This is a genomic window from Deltaproteobacteria bacterium, from assembly GCA_013151915.1.
Lineage (GTDB): Bacteria > BMS3Abin14 > BMS3Abin14 > BMS3Abin14 > BMS3Abin14 > BMS3ABIN14.
Map to the genome: position 1 here is coordinate 38,297 of JAADHJ010000008.1, position 12,335 is coordinate 50,631.

Here is a 12,335-nt window from a genome sequence, read left to right on the forward strand (position 1 = left end):
ATCGTGATTTTCACCTCAACCGGTTTCAGGATTTTTCAGATCTGGGAGTTTCTGGGGGAGTAATTCTTTGTTCATCACCACTTTGTGGGATTCAACCAACTCCTTGAGGTGTTCCATCACAAGCGGGGCCGTCTTCTGGTCCCGAAGCCAGGCCCTGATGGTTTCCTGAACACTGCTGAACGGATAGGTCCCAAAATCACTCTTTTCGAGAACCTCAATTGCCATGACGCCACCCGTATCGGCGCCAACCACCCTGACGTCGCCCTCGGCCATGGTCCCAAACACTGCTTCCTGTGCGGAATCAAATCCCTTCTGGCCTTTCCTCAAATAATATATCTTGATTGAATTTTTTCCGTGAAGGGTGTCGACACCTCCGCTCATGGCCTGAAGGATGTCATCAAGGCCTCCCCCCTGGCTGACAATCCTCTCAAACATCGCCCGGTCCTTTTTGTAAGGGCTGAGGAGATAACGAATCCTCGCGGAAGCGGGAGTGCGGAAACGGTTTTTATTCTCATTATAATATTTCCGGGCATCATTCCTGGAAACGTTCACCGATGTGTTGTGTTTATAGTCCTGAATGTAGTTGGAATAGAGTATCGCCCCTTGGGATAACCGGATAACTTTCTCGAGGCTTTCCGGAATAAGCCTCTCCCTCGCAGATTCAGGGATTTCCTCCTCACCTTTCCGCCCGGCCAGGATTTTCTTCCCAACGACCTCAAGATCGCTCTGGATCATTCCCAACCACCTGTTCGCGGGAATGGAATCGAAAATGTTCTTATAGTTGGTCTTTACAAGGTATCTGAAGGTTCGATATGTCAGGTCCTTTCCACCCACCGAAAGAACGGGAAGGTCGGAAAACCCAAGTCCCAGATATTCCCTCTGGATTGCCTCCTTGAGGTTTTCTCTTTTTACCTGAATCCCCTTCTCCTGCACGTACCGGTTAAGATTATTCTGGGCCCTTCTAAAAGACCAGTCCCTACGTTTTCTCCTGAGGTAGTTTGAGCGCTCCCCTTCGTTCAACTCCTTGCGCTCCTTGACAAGACAGATAATCCAACCTACCCCGGATTCAACCGGTTGACTGATCTGCCCCTCTTGCAGATCAAACAGGACCTTATCATCATATGCCCCGAAAAATCCGGATCCCGGAAAAATCAGCCCTGTATCAGGGTTCTTCCTTTCAGACACTTTGAGGTTGCCTGCGGCGGCCAGGAAGTCCTCGGGGTTTTTCATGGCCTGCCTGGCAATCTGAGCCGCCCCTTCCGAATTAAAGGCCTTCAATGCAAAGTTCATCATGACCCATTGAGAAGGTATCATGCTTTTTATCTCCGCCGGAGAAAACTCGGCATTGTTCACGAACCACTTCATGAATTCAGGGCCGGATATGGCAAGCCGGACGGCTTCATTGGAAAATTCAAGGCCGGGCTTCCTGTCATAGCCCTCCTGTCTGGCCTTCTGAACAACAGAGTAGTAGTTCACATAGGGCTGAACGAGGTCCAAGACCTCCAGATCTTCCCCGCTCTGACCATGCCTTGAGGACATAGCTCGGGAAAATATCTTCTTGAAGATGGCAAGGTCATCCCTGGTAACGGGGTTGCCGTCAATAAAAAAAACGGCCTCGGACGAAGCCTTTCCAGTTTCTCCCGGCATTTGCCGGCCACTCTCGCCCCCTTTTTTCCCTGCAGAGCAGGATGACAACAAAAAGGCCAGGACTATGACTAAAAGGAAAACTGATAAATCCAGACGTAATCTTTTCAAATTGCATTTCTCCAATTCGGTAACATTCAGCTCCAAGAAAACGGGGATTCAAACTTGATGACTTTTGCAAAAAGTCATCAAGGCGCCTGTTGAAGGGCGCGCAAATCGAAGATTAGTGAGGAAAGTGAAAATGAAGGGGGGATCATCCCCCCCCCCAGGAAATCTACTTCAGTACTGCTGTGATACCGTCAATCACCTGCTGTTCTTTGGAAACCATGAATCCTTTCTGTGACATGAGGATAGTCCCGCTTTTATCCAGCACGACAAACGCGGGGGTAAAGGAGAAGCCAAAAACGGGGGCGGCGGTAAAGGATGGGTCAAGGAAGTAATCGACCCCAAAATGCCACTTATCCTCGTAGCGCTTCACTGAAGCTGCGCCGCCAAGATCAACCGAAACAGAGAAAACATCAAATTTCCCATTCAGGTCGTCCTTAAGACCAACGAGGGACCCGAGCTCCGCCTTGCAGGCCGAGCAGGCCGTGTTCATGAACTGTATGATGGTAGGCTTCTTTAACTCCTTAATCAGGTTGACCGTCTTGCCGTCGAGGCTTTGGACATTGATGGCCTCAACTTTGTCGCCGACCTTGTAGACTTTCACTGGGGCATTGTCGCCATCGGCCAGAGCCGACGAACCAGTGGCCGTCAGGAAAAATGCGAGAACAATAAAGATGGATAACACCAATATCGACCTTTTCTTTAAGCCCATTAGACCCTCCTTCCCATCTCATGGGACAACATACAAAACGAAATTTATGGCTGCGGTGGAAAAACACCGCAGCCATAAACGATCGGAGCCTCCCGTCACCGCATTGCTTCAGCAAGAACGAAAGCCTGACCTATTATTAGTAGGGATGGCAATATGCACAGAAAGTCGCATAGTCACCAGGCTTCGTGCCGTCAGGATAGTAAGGCACAAAACTCGTCCCATCGGGGATACTGGCTGGAGGAACATAATCACCACCTAACGTAACGTCTGCATTCAGAGCATCGAGGATGTAGTTCGCCGACTGGGTGTTGGCATCATGGATCTGATGGCAGCTATCGCACGACATCCGGTCGGCTGCAATATTCCACGTGGCGTCTTTGCTTCCCGACACATAGGTGGTCAGCCAGGCCTTTGCTGTATCGATGTTGAGCACGGCACCTGTACGGCTGACGATAGATCCAGTGGTGGGATGCGTTCCGGGAGGCTGGTGGCATGCGACACAAAGGCCGTCCTGACCGCTCGAGTTATTACCGTCCTGGCCTTCGACAAAGTTGGCCAGCAGGAGATGACCGCCGGCGCCGTTGTTCTTCGCCGGCTGAAGTTCATGGCAGGACTCGCAGACCAATCCCAGACCTTTGGTGGTGTCGGGACGGAATCGCGGCCATCCACCGTTAGCGCCGGGATAGTCTGTGGTATTGGTCCATTCGTAGCCTGGGACAGTGTAGACACTGCTGATCCTGGGCTGAAGGTTCGAAGACATGACTGTCGCGCTGTTAAGCATCCACCCCAGATAGTGCGTCCCATTACCGATAATCTGGTACTGGGGCTCGGTGCCGATTGTTGCGTGCATCGTCGGCGAGAAGTTGGTGGGATCGCCATCCATGCTTATATGGCAGTTCATACAGGTCTCGCTGATGGAGTCCGCTACAGCATCCGTAGCCGGTGTTGTGGATCTGGCGTTGTCGAGTGGTACCCAGTTGGGATCGAGCCCGACCTTGGCGATACCGCCCCAGTTGTGCGCGCCGCTGCTGGCATGGCAGGTGGAGCAACTGAGAACGTCATTGGCTTTGCCAGTAACGTTTATAAGTGGGCTGGTGCTGGAGCCGTCAACGCCGGAACTGTCATAGGTGCCGCCAACAGGATGGTGGGCGGTGTTGCCGCCCGCCAGATGGCAGTTGGCGCAGAGGTCAGCGGTGGCGTCCCTGGTGATAAATCCATAGTTGGTGGCGCCGATAGCCACAATGTCATCTCTCTGGACGATTGCGTTCTGGTTGGCCAGTGGATGAGGCGTGTGGCACGACTCGCAGATGGCCACCGGGGTATTACCGGTGTTATAGGTCGTGGAGCTTCCGGTGGGCCAGAAGGTTGGGAAGGCTGAAACCCATTCGCCTTGGGGGATAATACCCATGAGAGGATGGGTGTACCCGGTCGCCCCTGGGTCGTAGGCTGAGCCGGCCAGAGCCGAGGCGTAATCACCACTCAGGGAACCATTGTGACACGCCGTACACAGGGGATTGGCAAGACCTGCTCCGTTGGCGATGGACCGTCCGCTGATGGCCCCCGGTGAGACAGTGACGTTTTCTGTTTGTTGATCGATGACGAGGAAGTTCGTGTAGGGGGGGAGGTTCGCCGGAGGGTTCTGCCCGCTGTTGTTATTATCGGACTTCTGCCCGTGAACGGCATGGCACGTAACGCAGGTCACGCCGCCGGTGAGGCTACCGTCGGAAAGGTGCCCACCCAATACCCAGTCGCCGACCCCTGCGGCCTGGACGGATGTACCGAAGGCATTTTCAAAGATGGTGTTGATTGTAATGCTCGTCCATGTACCGTTCCACGCCGCCGTCACGTCAGCGCCCACGGGATGGGAACCGGGATTGTTGGCCCTGGTGTTGGTCTGGACCCAGTTCTTGCCGGCCGCGCCGCCCTGCACATTTGTGCCGCTTACAAAATGCCTGTTGTTATGGCAGTCGGAACACAGGCTTTCCATGGGCAGCCGCAGGAAAGGCTGGTTGGTGTTGTTGTCATGGACATTGTGGCAGGAAGTGCACTCCATCGTCTTATCGGCAAGAGTCCCTGAATTATTGTCGATGTAGGGCAGGCCGCTGGCGTCAAGGTAGTCCGGATCCTGGTCAGGGATTATGGTGGGGTCCATAAGAAGCCCGTGGCTCGAACCGCCGAAGACGTAGTTATTGGAAAGCGCGTCGGAGACCGCAGTGTCACCGGCATATGCGCCGGAGCTATAGTGGCAGGACGCACAGAGATTTCCAACGGTACCGGCGCCCCCAAGGGTGGATGCCTGAACGGGCCACAACCGGTTCGCACCTCCGCCGTGCGGGATATGGCACGGAGAGCAGACACCGGACTCCGCAATGCCGGAAGCCGCTCCGCTAAGATCGTGGGGGCTACCTGTAATAGCCGCCCAGCCCGGTGGGGCCATCAGGGCAACGGCGGCTACCACAGCCAGCAGGATAACAAGTTTTGATCTCATTCGTAAGCTCCTTTGTCTTTAATTCTTTCCGTTAATAAAAAGCTCCTTAATAAAGAACTTTCACGACCAACCCTTTTCCCCTATTTCATCACCTCCTTCTGATCCCAGTTAACCTGGCGTACTGAAATAATCTTTCCAAATCCATCGAGTACCCAAAGGTTACCCGCGCTGTCGAAAAACGGTGAATTGCAGTTGCCGATATTCATCTTCGGCTTTCCCGAGTTGCCTGGGTCAACTACCGCCTTTTCTCCTCCAATATGATAGAGATACTTCCCGTCCGCTCCGCTGAATACCTGGAGCGACCCAACCCCGCCGTCGGCAACGAGAAAGGCATTTTCCTGATTCGGAATAGAGGTAATACCGTTCAGGCCGAGAAACCCACCAATGTAGCCTTTCACCCCGATACCCATGGTATATGCTATTTCCCTGGATTCCGGCTTGACAGCGATAATTCTGTGAAGGATGGGTTGAGCGACCCACACAAGGCCATCGGAAACCGGAAAAAACTGACCGGTTCCACCGGTTTTAACAAATTTCCCGGGAGTCCCCGGAAAAGTGTAGCGGGTAAACCAGTCGAGCGTATCCCCGTTCCCGGCATCGATTATGTAGACCATGTCGGTCATGGCCTCCGCCACCCAAAGGGTGTCGGTATCACGAATGTAAATTTTCCCCGGCCGCTGCATGATCCTGTCAAAATCGGGGCGGATGTCATCCCAGATATCCTTCCTGTCCTTCGGGGGACGCGCCGGATCGGCCTTCCACACAAGCTCAGGTTTCTCCCCGCTGACATCCAGAACCGAGATCATAGGCTCGCCCATATTCGTTACGACGATATTATCGTCATCCAGCCATTGAAGGTCCAGGATCCTGTTATATTTCCCCTTTTCTCCTTCGGGAAAGACCATATTAAGATCTATCTTGCGAACCAATTCATTGGCTATCGGGTCATACTCTCTAAGAACAGCACCGTCCAATGGTTTAATAAGAACCATCCCTGCAGGGTCTGGGCTCATCTGGACAATTGTCGGCACCGGCATACCCGCCACCCTGCGCACCCGCCTCAATTCCCTGGAGGGCACGACAACCATGGTGTTCGCCTTGGCCCTGACCTTTACCAAGGGCGCCTTTATCTTTACCAGCAGTGGCTGGGATTTGGCGCTTTCCTTTCCTGTCATGTCTTTTGACGATATTCTGTAGTAGTAATTCACGTCCATCTTGAGTCCTGAATCCTTGTACATCGTGTCGTTCTGGACGGAATCAACGAGCTGATATCCTTCGTCCTTCTTTTTGGAACGATAGACATTGTAGAATACGGCTCCCGCAGCGGCATCCCACCTTATGAAGGCGCTTCTGTCATCGGCATTGGTCCGGTAAACCAGCCCGGTTGGGGGATTGACTACGACAATCCTGATAACGCCCGGAACGGATTTCGGTCCCTCCGCCCCGGCAGCGTCAACAGCGGATACCTTATAGGAAAAACTTCCGCCCACCGAGGGCGCTATGCCCATGTACTGGTTGGCAGGGCTCTCTGCGATTTTTTTACCGTCAAGGTAAACGACGTACTTCACCGCTCCGGGCACGGGCAGCCACATGGCGATGACCTGGTTTCCGGCCAGTAAAGGCTGGCCGGGGAGCCACGTGGGGGCCGGCGGAGCGGCGAAAACGGGCGCCGACAGGACCGCCACGGCGACCGTGACGACGAGGGAAACAACAACGGGTGGTAGTTTGAATTTCATCCTTCGGCTTTGTGATATTCTGTTCATAGTATCTCCTTATGCAGGTTCGTTACGCAAGTTCCATACCACAAAACATCTACTTGCGGCAGTTTTATAGTATGTGTTTTACATTTATTTTCAACTGATTACAGATTCAAAAAAAAAGTTTTTCCATTGGCTTTTACAGGTTTTCCGAACAATGGGGCATTGACCGCACGGACATGGGGCATATAACCCAATGTCGTTCCGGATTCGTCAAGCAAGGCAAGGTGCAGAAGTATAGAAATAAAATTATCAATCCATCTTTCACTACATGAGGTTAATCACAAAAGCTTGTGCTTCTTCATACGGTAACGCAGAGTATCCCGGCTGATACCTAGGAGCCGAGCGGCTCCGGACTGGTTCTCCCTGGACTGTTCCAGCGCCCTCTCGATGAGAACCTTTTCCGTTTCGTCGAGGTTAAGCGTCTTTCCCTCGATCACCGGGGCCGATAGGGCGGGGGCGATCTTGCTCAGGGACAGGTCCTCAGCCCCGATGGCATCCTTCGCCGAGAGGATCATGGCCCGTTCGATAACGTTCTTGAGCTCCCTGACGTTTCCCGGCCAGCTGTAGGCCTCCATGGCGGCCACCGCCTCCCTGGTTACCTCCTTGACCTCCTTACCCAGATCGCGATTGAACTGGACAAGGAAGTGCTCCGCCAGGGGCGCTACGTCCTCCGGCCTTTCCCTCAGGGGGGGAATGTTGATGGGGATAACGTTCAGGCGGTAGTACAGGTCCTCCCGGAAGGCCTGCTCCCGGATCCTTTCCTCCAGGTCCTTATTGGTTGCCGCGATAACCCGGACGTCCACCGTTATATCCCGGGTGCCACCCACACGTTTGAATGTCCAGTTCTCGAGAAACCTCAGGATCTTGGCCTGGAGGGCCATGGGCATGTCGCCGATCTCGTCTAAGAAAAGGGTCCCGCCGTCCATCAGCTCGAACTGTCCCTTCTTGAGGCTTTTGGCGTCCGTGAACGCGCCCTTCTCGTGGCCCATAAGTTCACTTTCGAGAAGCTCTATGGGCAGAGCAGTGCAGTTCACCGGCATGAACGGCATGTCCCTTCGCTTGCTCTCGTAGTGGATGGCCTGAGCCAGAAGGTCCTTGCCGGTCCCGCTCTCGCCGGTAATAAGGACGGTTGTTGCATCCGATTGGGCTATTTTGCGCCCGACGCCGAGGACCTCCTCCATCTCCCGGCTGCGGTAAATGATGTTATGGAAACCGTACTGCCTGTTTTCCTTCTCCCGATAGCGTGTCACCTCGTCCTTCAGACGCCGGGTTTCGAGGGCCTTGTCCACTGTTATCCGAACCTCATCGAGGTTGAAAGGCTTGGGAAGATAATCGAAGGCCCCATCCTTCATGGCACGGACCGCCACGGAAAGATCGGAGGTGGCCGTAATCATCACCACGGCGCACTCGGGCCTGGTTTTTTTGATGCCCCGGAGTAGCTCCATGCCGCTCATGCCGGGAAGCTGGATGTCCAGAAGTACCAGGTCCGGATCCTCCCGTTCCATGACGGCCAGCCCTTCCTCGGCAGAGGCCGTCATAAACACCTCGTATCCGTGCTCCACCAGGTTCTGCTGGAGGGACCAGCGGATAAGGTATTCGTCGTCTATTACGAGAATTCTTCCCTTAGACATATCTCTCACCACTTAAGGTATCGAAGGTCCCTGGAACGTGAAACGTGGAACCTACTATTTCACCACCCATTCCGGTCTTCCCCACCCTCAAGGGGAAGGAAGAGTTCGGAATATGGCCTTACTCTTCGTGTTCCCCTGTCTCCGTATCTTTTGCAGTCTGCTCCTTCGGCAGATAAACCCTGAACACCGAGCCCTTTCCCACGTGGCTGTCCACGGTGATACGGCCGTGGTGCTGCTCAACCAGGCTCATGGTGATGGGAAGCCCCAGCCCGGTGCCATGGACCTTGGTGGTGAAGAATGGGGCGAAGATGCTCTTCAGTTTCTCATTATCTATACCCGCTCCCGTATCGGTAAAGGATATGACGACGTAATCCTCAGGGGGGTGGACTTCGCCCAGTTCGGGGTCGGCCGATGGCAACGCGGCGATGGTGAGGGTGCCCCCATCCGGCATGGCCTGAACGGCGTTCACTGCCATATTGAGAAAGACCTGCTGGATGAGGTCGGGATCCAGGGGAACCATGGGCATTGAGGGATCCATGTTCAGCCTCACATCGATACCATAATTCTTTATCTCAGGCATCCCCTCAATGAGGAAGAGGGTCTTTCGCACGAGGTCCGCGATATCGGTGGGCACGATTTTCGGCACGGAGGGCCTTGCGAAATCGAGCAGATCTCTGATTGTTGAATCCAGTCGCTCGATGAGCTTGAGGATCTCCTGGGTCACAGGGTAACGGGGATCGTTCTCACCGAACTCTCCGGCGAGCACCTGAGTCGCACCGGCGATCCCGGCCAGAGGGTTTTTAATCTCGTGGGCGATTCCGGCGGCCAGTTCACCAATGGTAGCCAGACGGTCAGTCTTCTTGAGCTGTTCGGCATGATAGCGCTTCAGTTCCTGATCGGAGCTGTCCAATTGGCTGATCATGGAGTTGAAGCTGTCCGCCAAGTGGCCCAACTCATCCTTCCTTTTCAAGGACACGCGGGCCTTGAGGTCCCCCTTCTGCGCCTTGGCCATGGTGCGGACAAGCCTGTTGACGGGGATATTCACCAGAAGCCAGAGGCTGATGCTTATAGCAACGACCACCAGGATAACCGTGGTGAGGGTTGTGGCAAAGAGGAACTTACTGTTCCTGGCGATCCGCTCCTCCGTATCCTGCATGGAGACGCACACATCCAGGACCCCCAGCAGTTCCTTCTCCTCCCCGTGGCAGCGGCGGCACTCAAGGCCGTTTTCGATAGGCTGGATGCTGCAGAAAGCCCTCTGTTCGGTTCCCTCGGACCTGAAGGGCCTGCCCTTCTCCTCGTTTTTGTAGACAGAGTAGTCCAGGTCATTCACAGCTTTGCCAACCTCATCGGGATCGGCGGAATAGGTTATGATGCCATCCTCATCGAAGATCCTCACCGTCCTGATTCCGGGGACCACACCGACGGTACTGACAATCTTCTGGACGTCCTTCTGGCAAAAGCCGCTCATCTCCACAACGATGGAGTTCATGACGGAAGACGTCAGGATGGTGGCCTTGGTCATGGCCTCCTCGATGGCCTGATGGCTCAGGTTTTTCTTGATGAGGAAGGAGGATGTCCCCAGAGCCACCGCCAGGATTACGGCGATGAAAAGGTTGACCTTCAATGCCAGTGATCTTATAAACATGCCTGAACCCTGCTCATTCAATCCTTATTAAAGGACGTTCAATGTTCAACGTTCAACATTGATAGGGTCGCAAAAAGTCCATTAATGGCTTTTTACTCCACGGAAAGCGAAAAATGTCATTTTCACTTTCCTTGCAAATCAATGACTTGCAACGCAAGTTATTGATTTGGCGCCCTTCCGTGGGCGCGTTGATGACTTTTTGCGAAGTCATCAACATTGGACACTGGACCGGGTTAGGGGATCTCCGGCGCTCCCTCCGGCAGGCAGTTTTTCGACAGGGTCACCCGACCCCGATGCATGACAGTCAGAGCAGGGTTGCGTTGAACATGGTTTCGGCCCACTGCCCCTGGGCGATGCCCAAAAAAAGGGCAATGCCCCCCGCGGCAAACAGAATAATTTTCAACAGATCCTTTACACTGTTCATTGGGTGGCCTGTTTTTGCATCATGAGCTTCATCCTCTCCATGGGATCGAGCTTCCTGTGCGATTCAAAGGAAAATCCCAACTGCTTCAGACTGTCGGTGACGAGGGACGTCAACACCGCTATGGCCTCGCTTATCTTCCCCCCGTCTCTCAGAGGCAGCACCTCGGCCATATCGACCACCGGCTCCACGGCGACCTCGTCGGCGTGGAGGTTCTTCTCCCCTGTTGCTCCCAAAGCTGCCTGTGGTTCCTGCCGAGACCCAGCGATGGATTTCGCCTGGCCGGCGGATGCGGGGGAATCCCCCATGGAATCGGCACCGGCGCCTGAGAGCAGTTCGATACTGTCGTCAAGCCTGTTTTCCTTAAGAAGGAGATGGGCCATCAGAAGACGGGTCTCGGCCCGCTTGGGATCGAGGCGTAAGGCTTCCTGAAGGAAAGTCATAGCGGCCTCGGCATTCCCTTCCCTGATGCCGGCGTACCCAAGGTAGATGGGCGGGTCCGGGAAGTGGGTATCGGCCTCGGCGGCCTTCTGGAGTTCCGGGACGGCCTTGGAGGGGAAGCCCTTTTCCATCAGACGCTTCCCCATACCGAAATACAGCATCGCCCGTTTATTCGGCCTGTACCCCGGCGCCTTGACAGCAGCCTCCACCTTTTCCCGGTACAGGCCCAACTCCTTCCGGACAGCCGTGTCGACCTCCAGGTAGCCTGCGGTGGGATAACCGGACAGGTCAAAGACAATTGTTCCCGCCCGGTTGATAAGAGCGGTGGTGGGGGTGGCGATGACACCCCACTCGTTGAAGGTCTTTAGCCCCTTATCCACCAGGACGGGAAAGGAAACCTCTTTTTCATGGACCACCTTTTCGATCCTGGCCAGGTCACCGGCATCCATATGCTGGTTTTCAACGTTAACAGCCAGGATTTTCAAACCCTTTTCCCCGTACTGTTGGTCCAGTTTGGCCAAGTCATCCAGCTCCTTTAAGGAATGTTCGCTCCATGTGGCCCAGAAAAAAACAAGGATGGCGGTAGATTTCCCATAATCCGCAAGGGTGTGGGGATTTCCTTCCAGGTCCTCAACCTTCACGGGAAGCGCCTGGTCACCGGCTTTCAGGTTCCTGAAAGCGGCCGCGGCTCCAGACACTGAAAACAGGAGAAGCCCAAGCAGGATCGAGGCAACAACAGATCGCGTAAAAAGTCCGCGCAGATTTCCACTCAACATACGCACATCTCTCCCGGAGGGGGAAACTTAAATTACAGCAGATGGTACTTTTTGTCCGAACTGTGAGGATCGTGACACTTGGTGCATACGGCGTTTCTACGTTTCTCGATATGATTACGGCTCAGGTCCTGGCTGTGGCAGCCTAAGCAGAGTTCCTTGCCGGTTGCCCTGAGAAAGTATTTGTTCCGGGATCCATGTGGATCGTGACAAGGGGTGCAGGACCCGGCCGCCACCGGCCCGTGGACGAATTTGCCATTATTAACGGGATCGTGACAATCCCCACAAAGAGCTTCATCCTCCCTGGCGATGGAATAAACTCCTTTTCCCCCACCCGAATGGCATGTATCACAGGCGGAGGTATCCGTTTCAATGTGATATCGGTATCCTTCCTGTTTGCCTATGAAAATCTTCAACTTCAACCGTTCAATGCCCGGAGCGGCCAACGTCAGTTCATGCCTCCCATCCACCAGTTTTAACTCGTCGACAAGTACGTTCCTGTTGATGGGCACAAACCCGATTGTCTTCCCATTATCGAAGATCTCCGCCATCTTTGCCTCATAGTACCCCTCAACCTCGGCAATAAGGAGGACCTTGCCGCTCTTCAGGAACACCTCCTCGGCAGGGGCCAGAAGGTGAAACCTGGCGCCGGCGGCATGGACGACCGCAACCGAAAAGGAAAAAACAAGCAGAACAGCCAGACCCGTTCCAC

The 12,335-nt window shown here is 54.3% G+C and carries 8 protein-coding genes; all 8 read right to left on the reverse strand.

Annotation, left to right across the window (positions count from 1 at the left end):
- Nucleotides 1-15: 15 nt before the first annotated feature.
- The 8 genes from GXP52_01950 to GXP52_01985 all read right to left on the reverse strand — a co-directional run bounded on the left by GXP52_01950 (nucleotide 16) and on the right by GXP52_01985 (nucleotide 12,174).
- Nucleotides 16-1,647 carry a hypothetical protein gene (locus GXP52_01950; GenBank protein ID NOY86050.1) on the reverse strand — a complete coding sequence of 544 codons (1,632 nt, stop codon included), beginning with the start codon at nucleotides 1,645-1,647 and terminating at the stop codon, nucleotides 16-18.
- Nucleotides 1,648-1,918: 271 nt separating this feature from the next.
- Nucleotides 1,919-2,461 (reverse strand): redoxin domain-containing protein, encoded by a 543-nt coding sequence (locus GXP52_01955; protein NOY86051.1) that lies wholly within the window; start codon nucleotides 2,459-2,461, stop codon nucleotides 1,919-1,921.
- A gap of 136 nt (nucleotides 2,462-2,597) precedes the next feature.
- Nucleotides 2,598-4,949 (reverse strand): hypothetical protein, encoded by a 2,352-nt coding sequence (locus GXP52_01960; GenBank protein ID NOY86052.1) that lies wholly within the window; start codon nucleotides 4,947-4,949, stop codon nucleotides 2,598-2,600.
- An 80-nt stretch (nucleotides 4,950-5,029) separates the two neighbouring features.
- Nucleotides 5,030-6,712, reverse strand: coding sequence for a hypothetical protein (locus tag GXP52_01965; GenBank protein NOY86053.1), 1,683 nt, complete (start codon nucleotides 6,710-6,712; stop codon nucleotides 5,030-5,032).
- A gap of 275 nt (nucleotides 6,713-6,987) precedes the next feature.
- Nucleotides 6,988-8,340 (reverse strand): sigma-54-dependent Fis family transcriptional regulator, encoded by a 1,353-nt coding sequence (locus tag GXP52_01970; GenBank protein ID NOY86054.1) that lies wholly within the window; start codon nucleotides 8,338-8,340, stop codon nucleotides 6,988-6,990.
- Nucleotides 8,341-8,458: 118 nt separating this feature from the next.
- Nucleotides 8,459-9,988: a HAMP domain-containing protein gene (locus tag GXP52_01975; protein ID NOY86055.1), complete on the reverse strand. Its 1,530-nt coding sequence runs from the start codon at nucleotides 9,986-9,988 to the stop codon at nucleotides 8,459-8,461.
- A gap of 420 nt (nucleotides 9,989-10,408) precedes the next feature.
- On the reverse strand, nucleotides 10,409-11,626 hold the full coding sequence (locus GXP52_01980) for a redoxin domain-containing protein (protein ID NOY86056.1): 1,218 nt from the start codon (nucleotides 11,624-11,626) through the stop codon (nucleotides 10,409-10,411).
- A gap of 32 nt (nucleotides 11,627-11,658) precedes the next feature.
- Nucleotides 11,659-12,174, reverse strand: coding sequence for a hypothetical protein (locus GXP52_01985; GenBank protein NOY86057.1), 516 nt, complete (start codon nucleotides 12,172-12,174; stop codon nucleotides 11,659-11,661).
- Nucleotides 12,175-12,335: the final 161 nt, after the last annotated feature.

Coding starts and splice junctions, on each gene's coding strand:
- GXP52_01950 (NOY86050.1), bottom strand. CDS start 1,647: ATGCCGGGAGAAACTGGAAAGGCTTCGTCCGAGGCCGTTTTTTTTATT.
- GXP52_01955 (NOY86051.1), bottom strand. CDS start 2,461: ATGGGCTTAAAGAAAAGGTCGATATTGGTGTTATCCATCTTTATTGTT.
- GXP52_01960 (NOY86052.1), bottom strand. CDS start 4,949: ATGAGATCAAAACTTGTTATCCTGCTGGCTGTGGTAGCCGCCGTTGCC.
- GXP52_01965 (NOY86053.1), bottom strand. CDS start 6,712: ATGAACAGAATATCACAAAGCCGAAGGATGAAATTCAAACTACCACCC.
- GXP52_01970 (NOY86054.1), bottom strand. CDS start 8,340: ATGTCTAAGGGAAGAATTCTCGTAATAGACGACGAATACCTTATCCGC.
- GXP52_01975 (NOY86055.1), bottom strand. CDS start 9,988: ATGTTTATAAGATCACTGGCATTGAAGGTCAACCTTTTCATCGCCGTA.
- GXP52_01980 (NOY86056.1), bottom strand. CDS start 11,626: ATGTTGAGTGGAAATCTGCGCGGACTTTTTACGCGATCTGTTGTTGCC.
- GXP52_01985 (NOY86057.1), bottom strand. CDS start 12,174: ATGGCGGAGATCTTCGATAATGGGAAGACAATCGGGTTTGTGCCCATC.